Here is a 25,696-nt window from a genome sequence, read left to right on the forward strand (position 1 = left end):
CGGGCAAGCCGCCCCGGGCGCGTGGACGTCGTGGCGCTCACTCGACCTCTCCGATCTTGAGCAGTTGGCGCAGGTAGTACACGGCCACACCGGAGAGCAGCAGCACCGTGATGAGCGAGATGGCCGCGCCCTGGCTGAAGGAGTTGGACTCGAAGGCCTTCTCGAACGAGTAGATGCCCAACAGGCTGTACTCGGGCTCCGGTTCATTGCCGCGCATCAGGAAGACCTGGCCGAAGACGTTGAAGTCCCAGATCACCGAGAGCGTGGCGACCATCTGGAAGACCGGCTTGATGACGGGCCAGGTGACGTAGCGGAATACGCCGAGCGCGCCCGCGCCGTCCAGCGCCGCCGCCTCCTCCAGTTCCCTGGGTACCTGGGTGAGGGCGGCGTAGAGGGTGATGGTGACGAACGGGATGGCGCCCCAGATGACGACCGCGGCGATGATCAGGAAGCCCTGCTTGGGGTCGAGCCACCAGTTGTGGCCGCGGAAGTCCAGGCCCAGATACTTCGTCAGCACCATGTTGACGACGCCGTAGTCGGAGTCGGCGAACCAGCGGAAGATCGAGGTCGCCACCAGCAGCGGCATGGCCCAGGCGGCGACCAGCGCCGCGGTCAGGGCGAGCCGGATCCACGTACTCATCCGCTGCATGGCCTGGGCGAGGAGCAGCCCGGCGCCCATGGTGGTGACGACGCAGGCGACCATGAACAGCACCGTGCGCCAGACGACGTCCCAGAACTCGCTGTCGCCGAGGATGTTGGTGAACTGCTCGAAGCCGACCCACTCGGCCGCCTGGCCCGTCCACAGCTCCCGGCGGCCCACGTCCTGGAAGGACATGATCACCGTCTTGACGAGCGGCCAGACGAACACCGCGGCGATCGCCACGACCGTCGGGGCTATCAGGGCGTACGGCAGATAGGCGCCCGCCCGCTTCCTCGGCGCTCTCCGGGCCGGCGCCGGCGGGGTGTCGCGGTGCGCGGGCTGCGGAGGGACGGACACCGGAGGGGCGGGTGCTTTCATTTCGGCGGCACTCACTGTGCTGGCCTTCCGTTCGGACCGGAACCGGGGTGCGGGGACGGCGGACTTGGGGGATTGGCCCGCCGTCCCCGCAGGATCAAGGCGTCAGGAGGCCTCGTTGATCAGCTCGTCGATCTCCGCGTCGGCGGCCTTGGTGGCCTCCGCGACCGACGTGCCCTTGAGGATGTCGAGCAGCATCAGCTCGAGCGTTTCCTTCTTCTCGACCGCGGCCCAGCCCGGCGCGATGGGCGTGAACCAGGCGTCCGGCACGGCATTCGCGATCGGAGCCGTCTCCGGCTTGGCCTTCAGCGGTTCCAGCTGCTTGGTGTTGTTCGGCAGGATGTCCTTCTCGGCGAGCGCCGCCTCCGACTTCTCGCTGGTGAAGATCGAGATCCAGTCCTGTGCCAGGTCCTGGTTCTCGGACTTGGAGACGGTGGCCAGGTCGGAGCCGCCGATGAAGCTGGGCAGCGCCTTGCCGTTCGGGCCGGGCATGCCGGCGGTGACGATCTTGTCCTTCAGCTTGGGGTTGCCGTTGGCGGCCGGGTCGATGACGCTGCCGGACTCCCAGCCGTTGCCGTAGATCAGGGCCGTCTTCTTGTTGGCCATGACGTTGGCGTGGTCCTGCTCGTCCTTGGTCTGGTCGCCGTTGTTGTACTTCTTGACCAGGTCGACGTAGTGCTGGATGCCCTTCTGCGCCTCGGGCGAGGAGAGCGTGGCCTTCCACTTCTTGCCGCCCTCGTCGTACTCGGCGATCTGGCCGCCGTACGCGGCGACGTACGACATGGCGGCGTACCAGTAGCGGCCCGGCAGGTAGAGCGGCGAGAACGCCTTGTCCTTCTTGCCGTACTCGGCCTCGACCTGGTCCAGCGCCTCGGTCAGCTCGGCCTCGGTCTCGGGGAGGGTGGCCTTGCCGGTGGCGGCCTTGAACATGTCCTTGTTGTAGATGGCCACGCGTGCACCGGCGTAGTAGGGCACGCAGTACATCTTGCCCTCGTAGGAGCAGGTGTCCTTCAGGCCGTCGATCCAGGTGTCGGAGTTGTCGTACTTCTTCTCGTCGATCTCGCCGAGAGCCCCGTTGAGGATGTACGTCATGGTCTCGGTGTTGCCGAGCTCGACCACGTCGGGGAACTTGTCGCCGGACAGGGCGGCGTCGAGCTTCTTGGTCTTGTCGCCCCACTGCTGGTACTGGACGTTGACCTTGACGCCCGGGTACTTCGCGTTGAACTCGGTGTTGGCCTGCTTCACCAGCTCCGGCCAGCTCGTCTGGGCGTCCACCATCAGCCAGACCGTCAACTCGCCCTTGCGGTCCTTGGGATCCTCGGCCGCCTTGCTGCCGCCGCCTCCGCACGCCGCGATGGAGACCATCATGCCCGCGACACCGACGGCCGCGATGAGCTTGCGCTTCATGTCACCCCTCCTCGCCTGGCCACCAGTGGTGTAGACCAGTAGCCGAAGATTGGCCTAGACCTAGAGGGGTGTCAACGGCGAACAGGCCCGTCCGGACGTCCGTTACGAGAACTACATATTCAAGAACCTTTAAGCAGGAAAGTGGCAAAAAGAGCAGGTGGGCTCGCTAGCCCCGAGTGGACCACTTAAACGTGGTGGACTAGACCAGAGGTAATGGTGAACGGTATATAGGGGAGATCACGGAGCGTGCGGGGGACACTCGCACGACAGGCCGTGCCACGATGTGAGCCGTGCCGACGCGTACGTCGGCCGCATCGGCACCAGGAGCCGGGAAGGCATGAGGATGAGCACCGACGTGAGCAGTGCGGAGAACGAGGGTGGGTCCCCCATCCGTACCGCGCGTGTGCCCAAGTACTACCGCCTCAAGAAGCACCTGCTCGACATGACGGAGACGCTGCCGCCCGGAACGTCCGTACCGCCCGAGCGCACCCTCGCCGCGGATTTCGACACCTCGCGCACCACCGTCCGTCAGGCACTCCAGGAACTCGTCGTCGAGGGGCGGCTCGAACGCATCCAGGGCAAGGGCACGTTCGTCGCCAAGCCGAAGGTCTCCCAGGCGCTCCAACTCACCTCGTACACCGAGGACATGAGGGCCCAGGGCCTCGAACCCACCTCGCAACTCCTGGACATCGGCTACATCACCGCCGACGACACCCTGGCCGAACTGCTCGACATCTCGGCGGGCGGCCGGGTGCTGCGCATCGAGCGACTGCGCATGGCCAACGGCGAGCCGATGGCGATCGAGACGACGCATCTGTCCGCGAAGCGCTTCCCGGCGCTGCGCAGGTCACTCGTCAAGTACACGTCGCTGTATACGGCGTTGGCCGAGGTGTACGACGTCCATCTCGCCGAAGCCGAGGAGACCATCGAGACCTCTCTGGCCACCCCACGCGAGGCCGGCCTCCTCGGCACGGACGTGGGCCTGCCCATGCTGATGCTGTCCCGGCATTCGCTGGACAAGGACGGGCAGCCGGTGGAGTGGGTGCGATCGGTGTACCGGGGGGATCGGTACAAGTTCGTGGCTAGGCTGAAGCGGCCTCAGGAGTAGGACCCTCAAAGTCCCTGCGGGGCACGTCAGTTCGTACGACGTAAAACTACTGGTGCACGCGGTGTGGCGCTGTTCCCTCACCTCCTTTACGGTCCTCCCCGTCATCGCATGGACGGGAGGACGACCCGGTGCGCACCGCGAAAACTCGATCCATCGTCATCTGGACGCTCGTCGCGCTGGTGGGCGCGGCGGGCTGGGCCGTACTGGCGCTCTCGCGAGGCGAGGAGGTGTCGGCCGCGTGGATGGTGGCGGCGGCTCTCGGCTCGTACGCCATCGCCTATCGCTTCTACTCGAAGTTCCTCGCGAACAAGGTCCTCAAGGTCGACAAGACCCGGGCCACGCCCGCTGAGCGGCTCAACAACGGCATCGACTTCCATCCGACCGACCGGCGTGTGCTGCTCGGCCATCACTTCGCGGCGATCGCCGGCGCGGGCCCGCTGGTGGGGCCCGTACTGGCCGCACAGATGGGGTACTTGCCCGGCACCATCTGGATCGTCGCCGGCGTGATCTTCGCGGGCGCCGTACAGGACATGGTGGTCCTGTTCTTCTCCACGCGCCGCGACGGCAGGTCGCTCGGGCAGATGGCGCGCGAGGAGATCGGCCCGTTCGGCGGCGCGGCCGCCCTGCTCGCCGCCTTCGCCATCATGATCATCCTGCTCGGGGTACTGGCCCTGGTCATCGTCAACGCACTTGCCGAATCGCCCTGGGGCACCTTCTCCATCGCGATGACGGTCCCGATCGCCCTGCTGATGGGCTTCTACCTGCGGGTGCTGCGGCCGGGGCGGGTCACCGAGGTCTCGCTGATCGGCATCGCGCTGCTGCTGCTCGCGCTGGTCTCCGGCCGGTGGGTCGCGGAGTCTTCGTGGGCCGACGCGTTCACTCTGGCGCCCTCCACACTCGTGATCTGGCTGGTGGCGTACGGCTTCATCGCCTCGATCCTGCCCGTGTGGATGCTCCTTGCGCCGCGCGACTACCTCTCCACCTTCATGAAGATCGGCACCATCTTCCTGCTCGCGCTCGGCGTCATCGTCGCCCTGCCGACGCTGAAGATGGACGCGGTCACGGACTTCGCCTCCCGCGGCGACGGTCCGGTCTTCGCGGGCTCACTCTTCCCGTTCGTCTTCATCACCATCGCCTGCGGGGCGCTGTCCGGCTTCCACTCCCTCATCTCCTCCGGTACGACGCCGAAGATGATCCAGAAGGAGACGCAGGTCCGGATGATCGGGTACGGCTCCATGCTCATGGAGTCGTCGGTCGCGGTCATGGCGCTGATCGCGGCGTCGGTCATCGACCCGGGTCTGTACTTCGCGATGAACGCGCCCGCCGGTGTCATCGGCGACACGGTTCAGAACGCCTCGCAGGTGGTGGGGAGTTGGGGCTACCAGATATCCCCGGAGGACCTGGCGGCGGCGGCGCGGAACGTCGAGGAGGCGTCCCTGCTGTCGCGGACCGGCGGTGCGCCCACGCTCGCGATCGGTATCTCGGACATCTTCTCCCAGATCACCGGGGACAGTCTGCGCGCGTTCTGGTACCACTTCGCGATCATGTTCGAGGCGCTGTTCATCCTGACCGCGCTCGACGCGGGCACCCGCGTGGGCCGCTTCATGCTCCAGGACACCCTGGGCAACGTCTACAAGCCCTTCAAGAACGTGAGTTGGAAGCCCGGGCTCGTCATCACCAGCGCCATCGTCTGCGGCCTGTGGGGCTATTTCCTGTGGGTTGGCGTCCATGAACCGCTCGGCGGCATCAACCAGCTGTTCCCGATCTTCGGCATCTCCAACCAGCTGCTCGCGGCGGTCGCGCTGGCCGTCTGTACGACGCTGCTGGTGAAGTCCGGGCGCCTCAAATGGGCCTGGGTCACCGGGATTCCGCTCGCCTGGGATGCCACGGTGACGCTGACGGCGAGCTGGCAGAAGGTGTTCTCCAGCGATCCGCGCGTCGGCTTCTTCAAGCAGCGCTCGGTCTACCAGGACGCGATCGACCGCGGCGAGGTGCTCGCGCCGGCCAAGACCATGGACGACATGCGTACCGTCGTCACCAACTCCACCGTGGACGGCGTCCTTTCGGCGGTTCTCGCGCTGCTCATAGTGATCGTGATCGTGGACGCTGCCAGGGTATGCATCAGGCATGTACGCCGCCCCGCGCTGTCCACACTCAGCGAGGCACCGTACGTGGAGTCGAAGATCGTCGCCCCGGCCGGGCTGATCCCGACCCGCGAGGAGAAAGAGGAGGAACGTGATGCTGTCGGGGCTGCTCCGGGTTCTTAGGTCGGTGCGGTGGTACGTACGGGAGTTGACCGACGAGTCCGCGTACGACCGCTATGTCACCCATGTCCGCACGGCGCATCCGGACGCGCTCGTGCCGTCCCGCCGCGAGTTCGAGCGGGAGCGCACGGAGCGGCAGGAGTCGGATCCACGGCAGGGGTTCCGCTGCTGCTGATCACACGTAGTCGCCACGGAATGCGCACATTTATTTCCGTATTCCGGACGGGGGTTCCATGAGGCGGAACTGTCCCTTAGATTTCCTGCGCTTGCATCAGGTGATCAGTGAGGGGACGGAGCCGCGATATGTCAGAAACGACAGATGCGCCGGATGCGCCAAGTGCGTCAGAAGTGAATCCACCGGTGGTGACACCGGTGCGTGTGGTGATCGGCCTCTGCCTGTTCGCGCCGTTCGTGGCGATGCTCTGGGTGGGCTCGTACGCCAAGACGGATCCCACGTTCATCGGCATCCCGTTCTTCTACTGGTACCAGATGGCCTGGGTGCTCATCTCCACGGCGCTCACGATGATCGCGTACCAGCTGTGGCAGCGTGACCAGCGCGCCCGCAAGGCCGACCGGTCCGAGGCCTCCCAGAACGGGGGTGCGTCGGCATGAAGGACGGCGTGAACGGCGTCGCACTCGCCGTCTTCATCTTCTTCTTCCTGGCCGTCACGGTCATGGGCTTCCTGGCCTCGCGCTGGCGCAAGGCCGAGAACGAGAACAGCCTGGACGAATGGGGCCTGGGCGGACGGTCGTTCGGCACCTGGGTCACCTGGTTCCTGCTCGGCGGCGACCTCTACACGGCCTATACGTTCGTGGCGGTCCCGGCGGCGATCTACGCGGCGGGCGCGGCCGGCTTCTTCGCCGTGCCGTACACGATCCTCATCTACCCCCTGATCTTCACCTTCCTGCCGCGGCTGTGGTCGGTGTCGCACAAGCACGGGTATGTGACGACCTCGGACTTCGTGCGCGGGCGGTTCGGCTCGAAGAGCCTGTCGCTGGCGGTGGCCGTGACCGGCATCCTCGCCACGATGCCGTACATCGCGCTCCAACTGGTCGGCATCCAGGCGGTCCTCGACGTGATGGGCGTCGGCGGCGGCGAGAACACGAACTGGTTCATCAAGGACCTGCCGCTGCTCATCGCCTTCGGCGTGCTGGCCGCGTACACGTACTCGTCGGGTCTTCGCGCCCCCGCGCTGATCGCGTTCGTGAAGGACACCCTGATCTACATCGTGATCGCGGTGGCCATCATCTACATCCCGATCAAGCTGGGCGGCTTCGACGACATCTTCGCCGCGGCCAGCGACGCGTACAGCCAGACCAACGAGGCGACAGGGGCGCCGCGCGGCGCATTGGTCCCGGCCGAGGCGGGCCAATGGACGTACGCCACGCTGGCGTTGGGCTCCGCGCTCGCGCTGTTCATGTACCCGCACTCGATCACGGCGACGCTGTCCTCGCGCAGCCGTGAGGTGATCCGCCGCAACACCACGATTCTGCCGCTGTACTCCCTGATGCTGGGGCTGCTCGCGCTGCTCGGCTTCATGGCGATCGCGGCCGGGATCAAGGTGGAGAACGGGCAGCTGGCGATCCCCCAGCTCTTCGAGACGATGTTCCCCGACTGGTTCGCGGGAGTCGCCTTCGCGGCGATCGGCATCGGTGCGCTCGTACCGGCGGCGATCATGTCCATCGCGGCGGCGAACCTCTTCACCCGCAACATCTACAAGGACTTCATCAAGCCCGACGCGACCGCGGCTCAGGAGACGAAGGTTTCGAAACTCGTCTCGCTGCTTGTGAAGGTGGGCGCGCTCGCCTTCGTCCTGACCATGGACAAGACGGTCGCGATCAACTTCCAGCTCCTGGGCGGCATTTGGATCCTCCAGACCTTCCCCGCCCTGGTCGGCGGCCTGTTCACCCGCTGGTTCCACCGCTGGGCGCTGCTCGCGGGCTGGGTGGTCGGGATGGTGTACGGCACGGTGGCCGCGTACGGGGTCGCCTCGCCGACCCAGAAGCACTTCGGCGGCTCCAACGCGGAGATTCCGGGGCTCGGGGAGATGGGGTACATCGGGCTGACGGCGTTCGTCCTGAACGTGGTGGTGACGGTGATCCTGACGTTCGTGCTGCGCGCGGCGAAGGCGCCTGATGGTGTCGACGAGACGTCGCCGGGGGATTACACGGCGGATGCGGGGGATGCGGGGGTGCAGGTGGAGCTGCCGCCGGCTACGGCGGGGGCGGGGCACTAAGGGGGTGGGGCACTAAGGGGGTGGGGCCGGGGGGTGTTTCGCCCCCGCCGCCCCTACCCATTCCCGTCCCTGGGGCTCCGCCCCAGACCCCGGTCCTCAAACGCCGGACGGGCTGATTTCAGCCCGTCCGGCGTTTGAGGACGAGGCCGCCAGGCCGATGGGGGGTCTGGGGGCGAAGCCCCCAACGGGGTCCAGGGGCGGAGCCCCTTGGTATGGGACGGGTAGGGGCGGCGGGGGCGAACTCCCCCCAGCGGCACAACCGCCCGCCGCTACGCTGGTCACCGTGCCCCCTCCCTCACCGATCGTCCTCGACAGTGACCCCGGCATAGACGACGCCCTGGCCCTCCAGTACCTCCTCGGTACAGGGCTGTGGGACCTGAAGGCCTACACCTCCGTGGGAGGCAACCTCCCCGCCGAGCAGACTTACCGAAACGCCCGAGCCCTCGCCCGAGCAATGCGCATCGACGCCGACATACCGGTCCACCGAGGCGCCGGCCGCCCCCTGACCCGCCTCCCCTACACGTCCGCGTCCGCCTTCCACGGCAAGGCAGGCTTGGGCAACGAGACACTGCCCGACTCCACGGCCCCGCACCTGACGGAGTCCTCGGCGCAGGCGCTGCTACGACTGTCCCGCGAGTACGAGGGCGACCTCACCGTCTGCGCCACCGGCCCGCTCACCAACGTGGCGATCGCCCTCCTCGAGGACCCGGCCTTCGCCCACCGCGTCAAGAAGTTCGTGTTCATGGGCGGCGCCGCGCAAGTACCCGGAAACATCACCCCGGTCGCCGAGTTCAACATCTGGGCCGACCCGGACGCCGCCGAGGTGGTCGTCTCGTCCGGCATCCCGTTCACGATGGTCGACCTGGACGCCTCGCTCCGCTGGCTCCTCCGCCCCGCCGACCTGGCCGTCTTGGAGGCGGCGGGCACGGGCACGGCCCTGGCCGCCCGCCTGCTGCGGGTGTACATGGACGCGTACCGCCTCCACGGCGGCGGCGACGCCTGCCCGCTGCACGATCCGCTCGCGGTGGGCGTGTGCGCGGACGAGTCGTTCATCACGGCCGCGGAGGGCGCGGTCATCGTCGAGTCGGCGAGCGAACTCACCCGCGGCAAGACCGTGTTCGCCCCCGCGGGCGCCCACCGCGTCTACTACGCCGACTCCCCCACCCTCACCGCCCGCCTGTCCATCACGGGCAGCGTCGCGCTGGGCCCGGGACCCCGCGACTTCGTGAAGGACTTCGTGGCGACGCTGCAGCAGTGGCCGGGTGTGGGCTGAGATCCCTCACTGAACCCCCGCGCTGAGTCCCCGTACCGAGATCCCCGCACGGTGAGCCCGTACTGAGCCCCAGCGCAGGGAAAACCACAAGCCGCTGTCACACCCGTGATGCACACTGCACCGCATGGACATCGCGATCAGGCAAGCAGCCCCGGAGGAGTACGAAACCCTCGGTGAGATCACCGCGCAGGCCTATCTCGGGGACGGTCTGCTCGACTTCGGAGAGAGCGACGAGTACCTCGGCGAGCTGCGGAACGTCGCCAAGCGCGCCGCCGCGGCCGAGGTGCTGGTCGCCGTCGAGCACGGTCGCGTGCTGGGCGGCGTGACCTTCGTACCCTCCGGCGGACCGATGGCCGACATCGCGGAACCCGGCGAGGCCGAGATACGGATGCTCGCCGTCGCCCCGGAGGCTCGCGGCCGGGGCATCGGAGAGGCCCTCGTACGCGCCTGCATGGACCGCGCACGGGCCGAAGGCTGCGTAGGCATCGTCCTGTCGACCCAGCGCGCCATGCACGCAGCCCACCGCATCTACGAACGCCTCGGCTTCACCCGCACTCCAGAACGCGACTGGAACCCGATCCCCCACCTCGACGACCTGAACCTGCTGGCCTACGAGTTGGAGCTGTAGAAGCCGTCACCACACGCGCGAGTCTTCAACCTCCACTCGCGCGTCAGCGACCTCCGCCTGATAGGCAGGGTCGTTGCGCCACTCGTCCAACTCGGCGGCGGCGCGCCGGTATTGCTCACGCACGTACGCCTCGTGCACAGCCGTTCCGATCGCCTCCGCCGGAGTGACGCGCCAGGCAGCAGCCAGCTCTTCCAGCTCGCTATACGTCTCGTCGTCCGGGCGGAAGCTGATGGTCTCCGGCCTCATGGAGGCACCGTAACGCAACGCCCCGCGCCCGCGCGTCCCACCGAGGCTCCGCCACACCAACACAACATGTGGGGTGCACTCCCCAAGCCCAACACAACATGTATGCTCATCCTCGCTGCCGCCGCAGCGGAATCCGGTGCGAATCCGGAACTGTCCCGCAACGGTGTACTTGTGCATGTCTGTCCCCGGGACGGGCCGTGCGCGAGCGTCAGTCCGAGGACCTGCCGGCAGCGTGCCCAGGCCGGTGCGGCCCGGGTGACCATGACGTCCGGGCCTCGCGGAGTGGGCCGGTGGACGCGGCGTCCCGCTGCCACAGTGCGCGTACGCCCGTGTGCCCCCGAACCCCCTCTCCACGCTGGCCCCTTACCGAGCGAGGGAGAGCCCCACGTGACCATCGCGCCGGCCGATCCGGTCTCAGCGAACGCGCCCCTGGACCAGCAGCAGGACAGGGCCGAGGCCGACGGACCAGGAACCGCCCGCCCGTCTCCCACCACCGCCCTCAACGGAGGCCCTTCGGGCCGCCCCTCTGATTTGCTGCGGACCCTGACCGACCTCACCGCCGACCTCCCCGACACCGACCCCGGACGGGTCGCCGCCGCGGCGTTGCGCGTCCGGTCCGCCCGTGCGGACGTGGCGGAGCTGCGTGAGCTGGCCACCGAGGCGGCCGCGGGCCTGATCTCCGAGGACCCCGCCTATTCGACGCTGGCTGCCCGGCTGCTGGCCATCGGCATCGCGGCCGAGGCCGCCTCGCAGGGCGTGCGGTCCTTCTCCGAGTCGGTCGTGGCCGGGCACCGCGAGGGCCTGATCGCCGACCGCACCGCCGAGTTCGTACGGATCCACGCGGCTCGCCTCGACGCGCTCATCGACCCCGAAGGCGACGACCGCTTCGGCTACTTCGGGCTCCGTACGCTCCACAGCCGATACCTCCTGCGGCACCCGATCACCCGGAACGTCATCGAGACGCCACAGCACTTCATGCTGCGCGTGGCGAGCGGACTGGCCGAAGACGACAGCGCCCGGTCCGTCGACGAAGTCGCCGCGCTCTACCGCCTGATGAGCCGCCTCGAGTACCTGCCCTCCTCCCCCACCCTCTTCAACTCCGGTACGCGCCACCCCCAGATGTCGTCCTGCTACCTCCTCGACTCCCCGAAGGACGAGCTGGACTCGATCTACGAGCGCTACCACCAGGTCGCCCGGCTCTCGAAGCACGCGGGCGGCATCGGCATCGCGTACTCCCGGATCCGTTCCCGCGGTGCGCTGATCCGCGGTACGAACGGGCACTCCAACGGCATCGTCCCGTTCCTGAAGACCCTCGACGCCTCGGTCGCCGCCGTGAACCAGGGCGGCCGGCGCAAAGGTGCCGCGGCCGTCTACCTGGAGACCTGGCACTCCGACATCGAGGAGTTCCTTGAGCTGCGCGACAACACCGGTGAGGACGCCCGCCGTACGCACAACCTGAACCTCGCGCACTGGATCCCGGACGAGTTCATGCGGCGGGTCGACGAGGACGGCCTGTGGTCGCTCTTCTCGCCCTCCGACGTGCCCGAACTGGTCGACCTGTGGGGCGAGGAGTTCGACACCGCCTATCGCAAGGCGGAGGCGGACGGTCTCGCCAGGAAGACCATCCCCGCCCGCGAGCTGTACGGCCGCATGATGCGCACCCTCGCCCAGACCGGCAACGGCTGGATGACCTTCAAGGACACCGCCAACCGCACCGCCAACCAGACCGCCCTGCCCGGCCACACCGTCCACTCCTCCAACCTCTGCACGGAGATCCTGGAGGTGACGGACGACGGGGAGACCGCGGTCTGCAACTTGGGTTCCGTCAATCTGGGTGCCTTTGTCGATACATCGACCGATGATCTCGACTGGGAACGGCTCGATTCCACCGTCCGTACCGCCGTCACCTTCCTCGACCGCGTCGTCGACATCAACTTCTACCCGACCGAGCAGGCAGGCCGGTCGAACGCGAAGTGGCGGCCGGTGGGCCTCGGCGCGATGGGCCTCCAGGACGTCTTCTTCAAGCTGCGGCTTCCCTTCGACTCGGCCGAGGCAAAGGCCCTCTCCACCCGCATCGCCGAGCGCATCATGCTCGCCGCGTACGAAGCCTCCGCCGACCTCGCCGAGCGCAGCGGCCCTCTCCCGGCCTGGGAGAAGACCCGTACGGCCCGGGGCGTACTGCACCCCGACCACTACGACGTCGAACTCACCTGGCCCGAGCGCTGGTCGGCCCTCCGCGAGCGCATCGCCACCACCGGCCTGCGCAACTCCCTCCTCCTCGCCATCGCGCCCACCGCCACGATCGCCTCCATCGCCGGCGTCTACGAGTGCATCGAGCCGCAGGTTTCCAACCTCTTCAAGCGCGAGACCTTGTCGGGCGAGTTCCTCCAGGTCAACTCGTACCTGGTCAACGAGCTTAAGGCGCTGTGTGTTTGGGACGCCCGCACCCGCGAGGCACTGCGCGAGGCGAACGGCTCGGTGCAGGACTTCACCTGGATCCCCGAGGACGTACGACGGCTCTACCGCACGGCGTGGGAGATCCCGCAGCGCGGCCTGATCGACATGGCCGCCGCCCGCACCCCGTTCCTGGATCAGTCCCAGTCCGTGAACCTCTTCCTGGAGACGCCGACCATCGGCAAGCTCTCCTCGATGTACGCGTACGCCTGGAAGTCGGGCCTGAAGACGACGTACTACCTGCGCTCCCGCCCGGCGACCCGCATCGCCCGCGCGGCCGGTTCCTCCACGGCCGCGGCCGCCCCCATCCCCGTACAGCAGGCAGACCCGGACCCCGACGCCGTCGCCTGCTCCCTCGAAAACCCCGAGTCCTGCGAGGCCTGCCAGTGACCAGCACCACCCGAACCCAGAATCTCCTCGACCCGGGCTTCGAGCTGACCCTGCGCCCCATGCGCTACCCCGACTTCTACGAGCGCTACCGGGACGCCATCAAGAACACCTGGACCGTGGAGGAGGTCGACCTCCACTCGGACGTGACCGACCTCGCGAAACTGTCACCCGGCGAGCAGCACCTCATCGGCCGACTCGTCGCGTTCTTTGCGACAGGCGACTCGATCGTCGCGAACAACCTGGTGCTCACCCTCTACAAGCACATCAACTCCCCCGAAGCACGGCTCTACTTGAGCCGCCAGCTCTTCGAGGAGGCCGTGCACGTCCAGTTCTACTTGACGCTGCTCGACACGTACCTCCCCGACCCGGAGGACCGCGCCGCCGCATTCGACGCGGTCGAGAACATCCCGTCCATCCGCGCGAAGGCGGAGTTCTGCTTCAAGTGGATGGCTGCACTTGATGGAACAGACGGGGTGGAGAAGATCGACCGGCTGGAGACCAAGGCCGACCGCTGCCGCTTCCTGCTCAATCTCATCTGCTTCGCCGCCTGCATCGAAGGGCTCTTCTTCTACGGTGCCTTCGCGTACGTCTACTGGTTCCGCAGCCGCGGCCTGCTGCACGGCCTGGCAACGGGCACCAACTGGGTGTTCCGAGACGAGACGATGCACATGAACTTCGCCTTCGACGTGGTCGACACCGTCCGCAAGGAGGAGCCTGAACTCTTCGACGAGGAACTGGACCGGCAGATCACCGACATGATCCGGGAGGCCGTCGAGGCCGAGCTGCAGTTCGCGCGCGACCTGTGCGGCGACGGTCTCCCGGGCATGAACACCGACTCGATGCGCCAGTACTTGGAGTGCGTCGCCGACCAGCGACTCGTACGCCTCGGACTGGCGCCCGTCTACGGCTCCGAAAACCCCTTCTCCTTCATGGAGTTGCAGGGCGTTCAGGAGCTGACCAACTTCTTTGAGCGGCGGCCCTCGGCGTACCAGGTGGCGGTGGAGGGGACCGTCGGCTTCGACGAGGACTTCTGATCCTCCGGGCGTTCCTGCTCGGCCTCCCTGAGCTGACGGTCGATGCGCCGGTCGCGCGCGATTCCGATCGCGGCGGGGAGGACGAGCAGGACCAGGATCGCGAGGACGGTGACCATTCCGATGAGTGCTTCCATGCGTGTCGTATCCATGGACACCACTGTCGCGCCGATTGCTCCTTACCGTCAGTGGCAGGACTGCCGTACACCCTCGATTTCCTGCCACGCTTCCGACATACTGGCGGCATGCTGCTGTGCCATCCCGGGGGACACCCCCCGGACCCCCGGCCGAAGTCTCCGTTGACCTGCGCATCCATGCGAGGTGGATCATGCTGAGCAACGTGGCAGCGGTCCTGCTCGACGGTGTGCATCCCTTTGAACTCGGCGTCCTCTGCGAAGTGTTCGGCCTCGACCGCAGCGACGAGGGCCTGCCCGTGTACGACTTCGCGGTCGTCTCGGCGGAGGGCCCGGCGCTCAGCACCCATGTCGCCGGGTTCACAGTCTCCACGCCGTACGGGCTCGACCGGCTCGAAGAGGCGGACCTGATCGCCGTACCGGCCGGGAGCGACTTCATGGATCGCGCGTACCCGCCCGAGCTGCTCGACGCCCTGCGCCGGGCCACCGACCGCGGCGCGCGCGTGCTCAGCGTCTGCTCCGGCGTCTTCATCCTCGGCGCGGCCGGACTGCTCGACGGGCGGCGCTGCACGGTGCACTGGCGGCACGCGGACGAGCTCCGTCGCCGCTATCCGCGAGCGACCGTCGAGCCCGATGTGCTGTACGTCGACGAGGACCCGGTGATCACCTCGGCCGGTACCGCCGCCGGTATCGACGCCTGTCTGCACATCGTCCGCAAGGAACAGGGCACGGAGGTGGCGAACAAGATCGCCCGGCGGATGGTCGTGCCGCCGCACCGGGACGGCGGCCAGGCCCAGTTCGTCGAGCGGCCGCTGCCCCTGTCCCGGTGCGACACGGTCGGCGCGGTGCTGGTGTGGATGGAGCGCCACCTCGACGAGGAGATGACCGTCGAGCAGCTCGCAGGCCGTGCGCACATGTCGCCGCGCACCTTCGCGCGCCGTTTCCAGCAGGAGACCGGTACCACGCCGTACCGCTGGCTGCTGCGCCAACGGGTGCTGCTGGCCCAGCAGTTGCTGGAGGCGACGGACGAGACGATGGACGCGATCGCGGGTCGTACGGGGTTCGGGACCGCGGCCGCGCTGCGCCATCAGTTCGTACGGTCGCTGGGGACGACCCCGCAGGCGTACCGGCGCACGTTCAGGGGCCCGCAGGACAAGGAGCCCGAGGTCGCCTGAACGTGCGCCCGCCGGTACGCGGGTTCAGCGTGGTACGGCCTGCATCATCAGCCGCCTCGGCCGCAGCGTGATGCCCAGCCGGGTCGAGCGGTCCGCCCCGGGCGCGTAGTCCAAGCGCAGCTTCGGGATCAACGTCGCCAGTACGATGGCGAGTTGGGCCATCGCGAAGTGGTCCCCCGGGCACTTGTGGCTGCCGACGCTGAACGGAGCCATGGCGTACTTCGGGACGTCCTTGGCGCGTTCCGGATGCCAGCGGTCGGGGTCGAACTCCAGATGGCGCTCGTACGACCTCGGATCGCGCTGGATGGCCAGCGGACTATAGACGACGTCCGCACCGGCCGGAATGCGATACCCGCCGAGTTCGGTTTCGGTCTGTGCCCGGCGCATCAGAATCCAGACCGCGGGCCGCAGGCGAATCGCCTCGGTGATGACATTGTTCGTGTGGGTCAGCTTCCTGATATCGCCGAACGTGACTGTGCGATCACCCACCACGGATTTCACTTCTTCGCTCACTCGCTCCGCGTGTTCCGGATGCTCGGCGAGCAAGTCCAAGATCCACGCCAACGTGGCCCCGGTCGTTTCCGTGCCCGCCACGAGAACCTGGACGACTTGGTCGTGCACCTCCTGATCACTTATCGGTTCGCCATTCTCGTCCTTCGCCTCGAGCAGAGCCGTCAGCAAACACTCGGGCCTGTCCACGGCGGGCCGGCGCTCGGCGACGACTTCGTCGGCGAGCCGGTGCATTTCGGCCAGCGCACGGTCGAATTCGCGGTGGGACGGAATCGGCAGCCGGTAGAACGGGCCGAACGAGAGGACCATCCGCCGGAACATGCCCTCGAAGATCGTGCTGAGCGCGGTGTGCACGCGCTCGGCCAATTGGTCGGTCTCCTCGATCCGCAGCATGCAGCGGGCCATGACGCGGGCGGTGATGCGGAACGCCTCCGCCGTCATGTTGACCTTGTCGCCCGGCCGCAGGCGTTCGGCGAGGGCGTGCGCCTCCTCGGCCATCACCTGCTCGTACCGGGCGATCGCATCCTTGCGGAACGACGGCTGCATCGTCAGCCGCTGGCGCCGGTGCACGGCGCCGTCGGTGGTCGCGACTCCCTTGCCGAGCAGGACGTCCAGGGTGTCCCACAGCGGGCCCCCGATCCCGAAGTCGGCGTTGAGCGCCAGGGCTCCGGTGAGCTCCGGGGTGGTGACTGCGTACAGCGCCTTCGGGCCCAGCCTGATCCGTACGACCTCGCCGTGGTCGCGCAGCCGGGTGAGGAATCCCAGCGGGTCGCGCGCCATCTTCCAGCTGTGGCCGAGAACGGGCAGCCCGCCTCGGACGAGTGGGGGTTCCAGCGGCTCACGCGCCTCAGTGGGCGCGGGTTTCACGGACTCGACGGTCATTTCTCACCTGCCGCTTCATTGTTGACGTAGGGGGGTGTGGAGCGGTCGTCCCAGCTGTCCACCCGGTATCGGCCGGACTCGTGGTGGAACCAGTACACGGAACTGAACCAGTTCCGCATATTGCGCAGACACGCCCTCACGGCGGCCGCTAATGCGGCGCCGCGCGCGGATCCGTCGTCGAGCCGGTCCGCGTACCGCAATACCTCCTTTTCCACCCGAAGAAATTCGGTGATGGTGCCCTGGACTCGTCGCCTTACTTCTGTGACGGCCTCGGTCAGTGTCAGCCCTTCATGGTGAATGAGGCTGATTCCGAGATTATGGACTTCATCTCCCGCTATTTCCTTGGGGAGTGAGCACAGATCGTTGTACCAGGCGGCGAATTCCTGGCACAGCAAGGCCGCCCGCCGGTATGCGGGATTCTTCAGTACGGCCCTGGGGAGTTCGTACTCCGCGCTCGGTTCCAGCAGATCGAGCCAGATCCAGTGCGCGAAGGTCAGCCGCCGCAGAGTGAGATATTCCTCGACGGTGGGCACGATTCCCGTCGTACGATTGCGGAATTCCCGGTCGTACGCCTCGATGACGGCGTGGAAATGCCGCGCGAAGCGGGCGTTCCACCGCCTGCTCAGGAACGAATACAGCCGCACCATGCTGTCCGCGAACCCCGCGACCACGGGATCCCGGTGATGCAGATGGTCCTGAGGAGAGTCAAGGGCCGCGTGCAGCTGGTGTTTGAGGCGTCGCCAGGCCAGCGGCCTTTTGTGGATCACGTCACGGTCGTGCCGGTCGTCCCAGACGAAGAACCACGCGCTGTAGTCCGCGATCGCCTGGAGTACGTCGTCCGGCGCACCGATGTAGTAGCCGGCCATCAGGTCCGTGTAGCGCAGTTCATCGGCGTAAGCCGCGACCTTGTCGGGCGACATCAGGCGCTTTTCCAGTAGCCAGGCCCTGGTGTTCTTCTGAAGCCTGGGCCAATACGGATGGAGTTGCCGGGGAAACTCGGTCTCGATCACCGGGAGAGTGAGCGCCGGTGGAACCGCGACCCGGGTGTGCGTTGTTGCGGTGCTCTGTGAGAAAGCAGGCACGAACAAACCCCTCTCAGCCGCCTGTTGACATATGCCCCATTCGCTGCGCTGGGCATGTGTCGTTTGCGTATCCCCGCCCTTCCATGAAGCACGAAAACCGACTGTTAGGGAACAGATCTGCTCCCCTCACTACCCCATGGTGCCGAGAACGCCCTCTTGCGTGACTCATTTTGGTTCTATGAAGAACAAACGGGATCGAACGTCCGACGGACATACGAACGAAGCCTGGTCGGAAGGGATTTCCGACCAGGCTTCGTTGGCAGAGGGATGCATGGGGACGCGTTGACCCCAACTGTCATTTCCTGCCCCGGCCGTTCGGCCATCGTTCACAAGGCGGACGGCAGGGCACCGACAGCGGACGCGGACGGTCAGTCGTTGGCCACGACCGGATAGCGCGGCTCGTTCTCGGCCATCTGTCGCAGCGCGTCCTTGCGTTCACGCTTGGAGAGCCGGTCGATGTAGAGGTAGCCGTACAGGTGGTCCGTCTCGTGCTGGAGGCAGCGGGCGAAGTAGCCCGTGCCGCGCACCTTGATCGGGTTGCCCTTCTCGTCCTGCCCGGTGACCTCGGCGTAGTCGGGGCGGGCGAGCGGCGCGTACGCGGTGGGCACGGACAGGCAGCCTTCGTTGCTCTCGTCCAACTGGCGCTGGTCGGCGGGCAGTTCGACGAGCTTCGGGTTGCAGACCACGCCGACGTGGCGCTTGCCCTCGTCGTCCCCGCAGTCGTAGACGAAGACCTTCAGGTCGACGCCGATCTGGTTGGCGGCCAGGCCCACGCCCTCGGCGGTGCGCTGGCTGGCGAACATGTCGTCGACCAGCTTGGCCAGTTCGTCGCCGAAGTCGGTGACGTCCTTGCACTCCTTGTGCAGCACGGGGTTCCCGACGACCGTGATGGGCCGCGAGGTGCCGCGCTCGCGGTACGCCGCCTCGCGCTCCTCGCAGTCCTCGGTGTCGATGACGAAGCCGTCGTCGTCCACGGGGAGCACGCCCGCGTGCTGCTGATCGGTGTCCTGCTGCGCCATGACCGACGTATGCCTTCCTGGGATCCTCAAGAAAAAGTTCGGGTACAGCCTACGGCGCCATACGCGCCCCGAAGGGGCGCGGGACTGTGCCTACATGCGGCTCCGCCGCGTGGGCGCGACCAGCCACACACGGCCCGCGGCCGACAACGGTCCTTGGAACCCCTAACAAACCTCTTCGAGATCCCGCCAGTCCCGGGTGTCCGGACTGTCCGCAACCCACCCGTCCAACAAACCCCGCACCAGCGAGGCAGGGGCCGCAAGCCCGCACTCCCGCTCCGGCATCCACAGCTGCCCGTCCGTGCGATGCCCGAGCGGCCCCGGATGCCCCGGCTCACTGTGATCGTGCGGATCCAGATGCTCGCCGTCGCCCTCGTCGGACGGCATCCGGGACTCCGAGCACATACGGCACAGCAGCCGCACGGAGGACGACCAGTCCTCGGCGGCGAAGCCGGCGTCGGCCGCGAGCCGCTCCAGGGCGTCCCGGTCGTCCTCGGTCTCCGCTTCCAGGAGTACGACCCAGGTGGGGACCGGTGAGGGCGCCCACAGCTCGATCTCGTCGAACACGGGATACGCGTGCCCGGCGGCCGTGGTCCGCTCGCCGTGCGGTACCCCGTCGTGCAGGACGACCTCACCCCAGCGCCGCCCGGAGGACGGCAGCGGAATGGACAGCACCTCGATCCGGGCCGGGTCCAGCCGGCGCCCCCATACGACCTCGGCCTCGCCCTCGGGCGACAGCCGTACGGCCGCGCTGCCCAGCTCCATCCCCACCGGTTCTCCGGAGGCGGTGGCGCCTCCCCCGGGCTTCGGCCGAGTGGTGCCTCCGGGCACCTTCAGCCCGTACGCCTGCCAGGCCCGCCGGGCGAGGGGCCAGTCCTGCAGGGCGGTGGCCGCGATGCCCACGTTCCACCAGTCGGGCGCCCCGGTCGCCCGGTCGAGCAGTGCCACGGCCCTGAGGCCCGCGGCCCGCGCCTGTTCCCAGTCGTGCCGGAACTTGTGCAGCAGAGCGAGGTTGAACCAGGACTCGGACAGCCAGGGCTCCAGGTCCGCCGCACGCGTGAGCAGCGCTCCCGCGTCCTCGTACCGGCCGTCGCCTATCAGCGTGAACGCGCGGTCGGTGGCCTGCCGCCATGAGGCGGAGGGCCGGTGCCGTCCCTTGCCGAAGATCCTCATTCCCGCCTGCCAGTTCGTCGAAGAGCGTGCAGCCTCGGGCTGGACTGTGCCCCCTGTTGTCCTCTTCCTCGCATCCAACCACGTACGGCCGGACGGGCGCTCATTACCCAGGGGTTACCCAGCCAGGACGGGGGTCAGACCGCTCAACGCGACACGTCGGAGGCGAGCGCTTTGGTCAGCTGTTCAACTGTGGCCGGTGACTCGCGCTGGAACGCGGCGAGATCGAGCCCGTCGTCGCCCTTGACCGTGAGCAGGGCACGGTCGCCGACGGCGACGACGATGACGTGACCCGAACCGCAGCGGGCCACCACCTCGCGGAGCGCACCGACCCCGGCGGTATCGGCCATGCGACGTCCCACACCGAGGGTCGCGGCGGCAAGGGCGGCGACGGACTCGGGGTGAACGGTGTCGATGTCCGCGACGACGAGGAGGCCGTCCACCGTGGACAGGACGCTCTCGGAGACCCCCATCACCCTTTCACGCAGCGAGGTCAGAATGCCGGTCAGGGAATCGGGTGATGGGTTTTCGGTCATGGTTGGTGCTCCTTGGGTCCTGGCATATGCGGTGCTGATATGTTCGAGGCGTACTCGGCGGAGTCGGCCGGAGATTCCCGCCGGGGATTTCAGTCGGTATCCGGGAGGTCCCGCAGCGCCCGGCGGACGCGCCGCAGCATGTCGACAGAAGGCGCCTCGGCGGCCAGTTCCTCGGCCGTGAGCATCGACAAGAGAGCAGGCGGGAGTGCGGGCGCGGCCGGTGCGGCATCGCGTCTGGGCAGCGGTCGGCGTACGGGCAACGGTGGGGGCGCGGGTGAAGAACCGGCTTCGGCATCGGCATCCGGCGGAGGACGGGCGCTCGTAGAGGCGCTGCCTCGTTCGCGTTCTTGCTCCTGCTCCGGTTCTTGATCTTGCGCTTCTTGCTCTGATCCTTGTCCGCGTACTTGCTCTTGTTCTGGCTCTTGTCCGCGTTCTTGCTCTTGCTCTTGCTCTGTTTCTTCTTCGCGCTTGTGCTCTTGCTCGTCCGGGGGCGCGGCTTCTTCGCGTTCCCGGGGCTGTGCCGCTCGGTCGTCGTCGCTGCTCACTACCCTCCTTTCTTCTTCTGTCCGACGTCCTGTGCGGGGGACGCGCCGGGTCTACGCTTCGGCAGCGGCGCGGCCTCGGGGGGCCGTACGGCAGTGCTCCGTACGGCATTGGTCGGCTCGGCCCGCGGCACACGAGGCGCGGTGCTCGGCCGACCGTCGGCGGTCGTCCTGCTCCCCCACTGGACGATGCCCAAGGCCTCCATGCGGATCAGGTCGAGCATCACCGCGTACAGTCCGCGGCCCAGCGCGAAGGCGATGTCTCGTGGCGTACGACGTCCGTTAACGGTGTCGAGCACGTCCCGGTGCCGACGTGCGAGCCACCCGTCGGAGCCACGCGTCCCTGCACCGGCGACCGGGGAGGGCCGGACACGTGTCAGCTCGCCCGGCGGCCCCCACAGACGCGACAGCAGCGCCACGCGCCGGGAGGCCTCCTCGGTCAGCCGTCGTGGCTCGACGCCCGGCTCCGCGAGGAGTACGGGCTCCCGGTCGCCCAACTCCCAACTGCCCCGCGGACTCAGCGCCATGGCGAATGCCGCGTCGAACACGGCCGCGGTGCAGACGACTTCGAGTTCGGCGGCGCCGATCAGGCCCTCGGCCACCAGGTGTCCGCCCAGCCGGTCCGCGTCGGGCTCCGCGGCGCAGGCGGCCAGCCAGTCCTCGTCACCGATCCGCCTCGAGGTGAGCAGCGTCGATGTGGCGGTCGGAGCGCCCGGTGTCTCGATCGCGCCCACCAGCCCGTTCCGCAGGTGAATCGATCCGCCTGGTGTGCCGGAGACGCGCACCGTTCCGGTGAAGCTCTCCGCGCGAAGGCCCTGCAGCAGTGCGGGCACATTGCGTGCCGTGGGCGCCGTCACGCCAGTACCTCCGCGGCCCGGTCGCCCAGACTGCGCAGGGCCAGCGCCATATTGGCCCGGTCCCGGTCGAGGCCGGCCGCGAGGATCAGCGGATCACCCCCGGGTCGTACCACGGAGAACAGCACCTGATGACGTTTCGTGCTGGTGGTGACCACGCTCTCCAACTCCCCGTCGGCACCTGCCGCGCCCAGCCGTTCGGCGATGAGGGCGGCGAACTCGGAGACCTCCGGCCCGTCACCCGCCTCGGCGATGTCTCCCGCGGTGCCGTACGTCAGACCGGTGACCGCGTCGATAAGGGCGACGCCGGTGACTCCCGGGGAATCGAGGAGCCGGTCCAGGGAAGCCTGGAGCGCCGTACCTTTTTCCCCCATTCCCCCTCCACCTCCCTGGGCCGCACAGTACTTTGACTGTCAACTTCCATAACTCGCCACGAAGTTGACCGCTTACGACCCGTAAGCGCTTGCAGCCGATCGTAGTTGGCCGGACACCGACCGGTCAGCAGCACCGAGGAATTGGGGCAACGGCATGAACATCGACACCGCGCTGAAGGAAGCCATGGCGGTGGAGGGCGCGATCGGCGTGGCCCTCGTCGACTACGAAAGCGGCATGTCGCTCGGCACGCTGGGCGGCGGCCAAGGCCTCGACCTGGAGCTCGCGGCGGCCGGCAACACCGAAGTCGTACGGTCCAAGATGCGCACCCTGGCCTCACTGGCCATGGACGACGTGATCGAGGACATCCTGATCACGCTGGGCAAGCAGTACCACCTGATCCGGCCACTCACCAGCAGCAAGGGAACGCTCTTCCTCTACCTGGCGCTCGACCGGTCCCGCAGCAACCTGGCGCTGGCCCGGCACGGCCTGAAGCGGATCGAGAACGGCCTGGAGGTCTGAACGGGCCGCGCGACCAGACCCGCTGACGTACACCGTGATCCCTCGGGGGTCACGGTGTACGCGTATGTACGTGACGGGGCGGGAGGTCAGGACTCCTGCGGCGTCACCCGGGGCGCGGCCGTCACATCGTGGTCGGGGACGGTCTCGCCGGAGCGGATCATCTCGATACGGCCCATGACCTTCGACCGAAGATCGGTCGGCACGTCGTCATGGCCGCAGCACCGCTTGACCAGCTTCTTCACGGCCTCTTCGAGCCCGTACTTCTCCAGGCACGGCGAGCACTCCCGGAAGTGCTGCTTGTACTTGTCGCGATCGGCGGGCGGAATCTCGCTGTCGAGGAACTCGTAGAGATGATCGAGGACCTCACTGCAGTCCGTCTCGTGCGGGTCTCCGCAGCTCATGAGCCCGAGCCTTTCGCTTCGTTCGACTCTCCGACGCCGGCCGGGACCAGTCCGCGCTCACGCGCGTAGTCCTCGAGCATGCCGCGCAGTTGGCGGCGGCCCCGGTGCAGCCGGGACATCACCGTACCGATGGGTGTCCCCATGATGTCGGCGATCTCCTTGTACGCAAAGCCCTCAACGTCCGCCAGATAGACGGCGATGCGGAACTCCTCGGGGATCGCCTGGAGCGCTTCCTTCACGTCCGAGTCGGGCAGGTGGTCGAGCGCCTGCGACTCGGCGGAGCGCAGACCCGTCGACATGTGCGACTCGGCACGCGCCAGCTGCCAGTCCTCGATCTCCTCGGCCGCACTGCGCTGAGGCTCGCGCTGCTTCTTGCGGTACGAGTTGATGAAGGTGTTCGTGAGGATCCGGTACAGCCAGGCCTTCAGGTTGGTGCCCTCGCGGAACTGGTGGAAGGACGCGTACGCCTTCGCGTACGTCTCCTGCACCAGGTCCTCGGCATCGGCCGGGTTGCGCGTCATGCGCAGCGCGGCCGAGTACATCTGGTCGAGGAATTCCATGGCGTCCCGCTCGAAGCGCGCGTTGCGCTCGGCGGTCGACTCCGTACCGCTGCCCCGGCCCTCGGGCTGCTCCGCCTGGCCGTAGTCGGTCCCTGCGTCGGTCCCAGTGACCGGACCCACCTCCTCAAACGATGTCGTCGAACCGAAACCGGTCCCACTCGAATCGGAGGATAGACGACCTGTGGTCTGGGCGGCGCGCCGATTGGGTCCCCCGGCCGCCCGTACGGGGACGGTCTTTGCCGCATGCAGGACGGACCAGTCCAGGTCAGTTGCACCGGGACGGTTCGGGCAGATGGTCGAACCCATGCGGCGGACTTCCTCTCCTACGAACGGTAAGTACTCGGTGTGAGTACTACTGCCGCTCTCAACAGAGGCCGCTACCGCATCATTCCCGCCCCGTTGCGCGGGCCTATGCGAGTGACGCAAGCCACTTCACGACCCCCTCGGTGAGGATCCCCAGCGCCTGCTCCTGACCGATCTCGGCACGCTTGGGCACGGCGAAACCGTGATCGCCGTACGGCACCTCCACGAGGTCGTACGGACCTTCCGGGAACTCCTCCGGCTTCCCGAACGGGTCGTTGCCGCCCTGGACGACGAGCGTGGGCACACCGGCCCCGAGCAGCTCGTCGGCGCGCGACTTCTCCGGCTTGCCCGGCGGGTGCAGCGGGAAGCTGAGGGCGAGGACTGCGGCGGCGCCCAGTTCCCTGGCCGTACGACAGGCCACGCGGGCGCCCGCGCTGCGACCGCCCGCCACGACCGGCAGGCCGCCTCCGGCGAGGGTCGGCCAGATTCCGCGCCAGCCCACGTCGAGCGTCTTCGGCGCGGGCGCCAGCTTCTTGCCCGCCACCCGCCAGGGCTGCTCGACGAGGGCGACGGTCACGCCGTGCGCGGGGAGCTCGGCGGCGAGGGCGCGCAGATCCCGCGCCTCGATACCGCCGCCGGCCCCGTGGCTCGCGGCGAGCACCAGCCGCGCCTGCTTCGCCCTGTGCCAGGTGACACGGGCCGTACCCGCGTCCGTCTCCACAAGTTCTACGAGTTCATTGCTCTGCGTCACGTCAGAAGAGTGTGCCCTCTTCGGGCCCCTCCAGCTCTTTGAGCAGCTCGGGGCCGTTGTTGCGTACGTTGCTGACCGCCGTGGAGACGGGGTAGGCGCGCATCAGGCCCGGCGGGGGCGGCTCGAGCAGGGAGCGCAGGTCCTCGACGTCCGTGCGGGACGGGTCGAGCCAGGAGTCCCAGCGGTCGGGGGTGAGCATCAGGGGCATACGGGGGTGAATGTCGGCCAGAACGTGCGGGCCGTCGGCCGGGGCCACCGCGAGGGGCGACTTCTCCGCCTCGGTCGTGATGACGGAGCAGGTCACCCACCAGGACTGCGGATGGTCGTCGGGCAGCGTCTTGTCCCGCCAGAACTCGTACAGCCCGGCCATCGCGAAGACGGAACCGTCGGCGGGCAGCACGAAGTACGGCTGCTTGCGCGGCCGTTTCTTCTTGCCCTCGGCCTCCAGATCGCGCTCGGCCTTGCCGGTCACCCACTCGTAATAGCCGTCCGCGGGGATGATGCAGCGCCGGGAGGAGAAGGCCCGCCGGTACGAGGGCTTCTCGTGCACGGTCTCCGCGCGCGCGTTGATCATCCGGGCGCCGCCCTCGGGGGTCTTCGACCAGGACGGCACCAGGCCCCACTTGAGCCGGCGCAGCTGGCGAACCGGCTTCGGGTCTTCGGCGTCCTTTAGAGGACGGTCGAGTACCGCGTAGACGTCCTTGGTGGGGGCCACGTTGTAGTCGGGTTCGAACTGTTCCTCCGGCTCCCACTTCTCGACTTCAAAGATTCCTGCGAGATCCTCGGGCCTACGACTCGACGCATAACGTCCGCACATACGTGCCACACTGCCA

General features: G+C 67.8%; 26 protein-coding genes and 1 riboswitch. Of the genes, 11 read left to right on the plus strand and 15 right to left on the minus strand.

Annotated elements, in window-relative coordinates:
• Positions 1–37: 37 nt before the first annotated feature.
• Positions 38–1,033, minus strand: a complete 996-nt coding sequence (locus tag ACQEVY_RS15105) for a carbohydrate ABC transporter permease (RefSeq protein ID WP_432948667.1) — start codon at positions 1,031–1,033, stop codon at positions 38–40.
• 87 nt (positions 1,034–1,120) lie between these two features.
• Positions 1,121–2,422, minus strand: coding sequence for a sugar ABC transporter substrate-binding protein (locus ACQEVY_RS15110; protein ID WP_432948669.1), 1,302 nt, complete (start codon positions 2,420–2,422; stop codon positions 1,121–1,123).
• A gap of 343 nt (positions 2,423–2,765) precedes the next feature.
• Between ACQEVY_RS15110 and ACQEVY_RS15115 the strand changes: the two genes are divergently transcribed.
• The 7 genes from ACQEVY_RS15115 to ACQEVY_RS15145 all read left to right on the plus strand — a co-directional run bounded on the left by ACQEVY_RS15115 (position 2,766) and on the right by ACQEVY_RS15145 (position 9,932).
• The gene (locus tag ACQEVY_RS15115) at positions 2,766–3,530 is read left to right on the plus strand and encodes a GntR family transcriptional regulator (RefSeq protein WP_432955224.1); all 765 of its coding nucleotides are present in this window, start codon (positions 2,766–2,768) and stop codon (positions 3,528–3,530) included.
• Positions 3,531–3,658: 128 nt separating this feature from the next.
• Positions 3,659–5,797: a carbon starvation CstA family protein gene (locus ACQEVY_RS15120; protein WP_432948671.1), complete on the plus strand. Its 2,139-nt coding sequence runs from the start codon at positions 3,659–3,661 to the stop codon at positions 5,795–5,797.
• Positions 5,769–5,969, plus strand: a complete 201-nt coding sequence (locus tag ACQEVY_RS15125) for a CstA-like transporter-associated (seleno)protein (RefSeq protein WP_189320768.1) — start codon at positions 5,769–5,771, stop codon at positions 5,967–5,969. Before ACQEVY_RS15120 ends, ACQEVY_RS15125 begins: the two co-directional genes overlap by 29 nt.
• Before the next feature lie 128 nt (positions 5,970–6,097).
• Entirely contained in the window at positions 6,098–6,406 is a 309-nt protein-coding gene (locus ACQEVY_RS15130) for a DUF3311 domain-containing protein (protein ID WP_432948673.1), read from the plus strand.
• Positions 6,403–8,031 carry a monocarboxylate uptake permease MctP gene (gene mctP / locus ACQEVY_RS15135; protein WP_432948675.1) on the plus strand — a complete coding sequence of 543 codons (1,629 nt, stop codon included), beginning with the start codon at positions 6,403–6,405 and terminating at the stop codon, positions 8,029–8,031. Before ACQEVY_RS15130 ends, mctP begins: the two co-directional genes overlap by 4 nt.
• A gap of 283 nt (positions 8,032–8,314) precedes the next feature.
• Complete coding sequence (locus tag ACQEVY_RS15140) at positions 8,315–9,304, plus strand: nucleoside hydrolase (protein ID WP_432948677.1); 990 nt, start codon at positions 8,315–8,317, stop codon at positions 9,302–9,304.
• Positions 9,305–9,428: 124 nt separating this feature from the next.
• The gene (locus ACQEVY_RS15145; protein WP_432948679.1) at positions 9,429–9,932 is read left to right on the plus strand and encodes a GNAT family N-acetyltransferase; all 504 of its coding nucleotides are present in this window, start codon (positions 9,429–9,431) and stop codon (positions 9,930–9,932) included.
• A 6-nt stretch (positions 9,933–9,938) separates the two neighbouring features.
• Here ACQEVY_RS15145 and ACQEVY_RS15150 read toward each other — a convergent pair whose 3' ends face one another.
• On the minus strand, positions 9,939–10,178 hold the full coding sequence (locus ACQEVY_RS15150; RefSeq protein WP_432948681.1) for a hypothetical protein: 240 nt from the start codon (positions 10,176–10,178) through the stop codon (positions 9,939–9,941).
• A gap of 102 nt (positions 10,179–10,280) precedes the next feature.
• A riboswitch (cobalamin riboswitch) is annotated at positions 10,281–10,421 on the plus strand.
• A gap of 144 nt (positions 10,422–10,565) precedes the next feature.
• Between ACQEVY_RS15150 and ACQEVY_RS15155 the strand changes: the two genes are divergently transcribed.
• Positions 10,566–13,022 carry a ribonucleoside-diphosphate reductase subunit alpha gene (locus ACQEVY_RS15155; protein ID WP_432948683.1) on the plus strand — a complete coding sequence of 819 codons (2,457 nt, stop codon included), beginning with the start codon at positions 10,566–10,568 and terminating at the stop codon, positions 13,020–13,022.
• Positions 13,019–14,056, plus strand: a complete 1,038-nt coding sequence (locus ACQEVY_RS15160; RefSeq protein ID WP_432948685.1) for a ribonucleotide-diphosphate reductase subunit beta — start codon at positions 13,019–13,021, stop codon at positions 14,054–14,056. Before ACQEVY_RS15155 ends, ACQEVY_RS15160 begins: the two co-directional genes overlap by 4 nt.
• Here the strand turns inward: ACQEVY_RS15160 and ACQEVY_RS15165 are convergent.
• Complete coding sequence (locus tag ACQEVY_RS15165; protein ID WP_432948687.1) at positions 13,969–14,205, minus strand: hypothetical protein; 237 nt, start codon at positions 14,203–14,205, stop codon at positions 13,969–13,971. The two genes, ACQEVY_RS15160 and ACQEVY_RS15165, sit on opposite strands and share 88 nt — an antisense overlap.
• Positions 14,206–14,381: 176 nt before the next feature.
• On the opposite strand from ACQEVY_RS15165, the gene ACQEVY_RS15170 reads away from it, so the two are divergent.
• Positions 14,382–15,362: a helix-turn-helix domain-containing protein gene (locus ACQEVY_RS15170; protein WP_432948689.1), complete on the plus strand. Its 981-nt coding sequence runs from the start codon at positions 14,382–14,384 to the stop codon at positions 15,360–15,362.
• Between the two features lie 24 nt (positions 15,363–15,386).
• Here the strand turns inward: ACQEVY_RS15170 and ACQEVY_RS15175 are convergent, their stop codons facing one another.
• The 7 genes from ACQEVY_RS15175 to ACQEVY_RS15205 all read right to left on the minus strand — a co-directional run bounded on the left by ACQEVY_RS15175 (position 15,387) and on the right by ACQEVY_RS15205 (position 22,328).
• Positions 15,387–16,754, minus strand: coding sequence for a cytochrome P450 (locus ACQEVY_RS15175; protein ID WP_432948691.1), 1,368 nt, complete (start codon positions 16,752–16,754; stop codon positions 15,387–15,389).
• Positions 16,751–17,836 (minus strand): epi-isozizaene synthase, encoded by a 1,086-nt coding sequence (gene cyc1 / locus ACQEVY_RS15180; protein ID WP_432948693.1) that lies wholly within the window; start codon positions 17,834–17,836, stop codon positions 16,751–16,753. Before cyc1 ends, ACQEVY_RS15175 begins: the two co-directional genes overlap by 4 nt.
• 368 nt (positions 17,837–18,204) lie before the next feature.
• Positions 18,205–18,855, minus strand: a complete 651-nt coding sequence (gene def / locus ACQEVY_RS15185) for a peptide deformylase (protein ID WP_432948695.1) — start codon at positions 18,853–18,855, stop codon at positions 18,205–18,207.
• A 162-nt stretch (positions 18,856–19,017) separates the two neighbouring features.
• Complete coding sequence (locus tag ACQEVY_RS15190) at positions 19,018–20,025, minus strand: tetratricopeptide repeat protein (RefSeq protein ID WP_328768758.1); 1,008 nt, start codon at positions 20,023–20,025, stop codon at positions 19,018–19,020.
• A gap of 143 nt (positions 20,026–20,168) precedes the next feature.
• Complete coding sequence (locus ACQEVY_RS15195; RefSeq protein WP_432948697.1) at positions 20,169–20,558, minus strand: roadblock/LC7 domain-containing protein; 390 nt, start codon at positions 20,556–20,558, stop codon at positions 20,169–20,171.
• A gap of 544 nt (positions 20,559–21,102) precedes the next feature.
• The gene (locus ACQEVY_RS15200) at positions 21,103–21,957 is read right to left on the minus strand and encodes a DUF4388 domain-containing protein (RefSeq protein ID WP_432948699.1); all 855 of its coding nucleotides are present in this window, start codon (positions 21,955–21,957) and stop codon (positions 21,103–21,105) included.
• Positions 21,954–22,328 (minus strand): hypothetical protein, encoded by a 375-nt coding sequence (locus tag ACQEVY_RS15205; protein WP_328768762.1) that lies wholly within the window; start codon positions 22,326–22,328, stop codon positions 21,954–21,956. Before ACQEVY_RS15205 ends, ACQEVY_RS15200 begins: the two co-directional genes overlap by 4 nt.
• Before the next feature lie 154 nt (positions 22,329–22,482).
• On the opposite strand from ACQEVY_RS15205, the gene ACQEVY_RS15210 reads away from it, so the two are divergent.
• Positions 22,483–22,848, plus strand: a complete 366-nt coding sequence (locus ACQEVY_RS15210; RefSeq protein WP_432948701.1) for a hypothetical protein — start codon at positions 22,483–22,485, stop codon at positions 22,846–22,848.
• 86 nt (positions 22,849–22,934) lie between these two features.
• Here the strand turns inward: ACQEVY_RS15210 and rsrA are convergent, their stop codons facing one another.
• The 4 genes from rsrA to ACQEVY_RS15230 form a co-directional block, all read right to left on the minus strand.
• Positions 22,935–23,249: a mycothiol system anti-sigma-R factor gene (gene rsrA, locus ACQEVY_RS15215; RefSeq protein WP_432948703.1), complete on the minus strand. Its 315-nt coding sequence runs from the start codon at positions 23,247–23,249 to the stop codon at positions 22,935–22,937.
• Positions 23,246–23,929, minus strand: a complete 684-nt coding sequence (gene sigR / locus ACQEVY_RS15220) for an RNA polymerase sigma factor SigR (RefSeq protein WP_328768765.1) — start codon at positions 23,927–23,929, stop codon at positions 23,246–23,248. Before sigR ends, rsrA begins: the two co-directional genes overlap by 4 nt.
• 289 nt (positions 23,930–24,218) lie before the next feature.
• The gene (locus tag ACQEVY_RS15225; protein ID WP_432948705.1) at positions 24,219–24,863 is read right to left on the minus strand and encodes an alpha/beta hydrolase family protein; all 645 of its coding nucleotides are present in this window, start codon (positions 24,861–24,863) and stop codon (positions 24,219–24,221) included.
• Between the two features lies 1 nt (position 24,864).
• Entirely contained in the window at positions 24,865–25,680 is an 816-nt protein-coding gene (locus ACQEVY_RS15230; protein WP_432948707.1) for an SOS response-associated peptidase, read from the minus strand.
• Positions 25,681–25,696 lie beyond the last annotated feature (16 nt).

The organism is Streptomyces sp. CA-288835 (assembly GCF_050936385.1).
Lineage (GTDB): Bacteria > Actinomycetota > Actinomycetes > Streptomycetales > Streptomycetaceae > Streptomyces.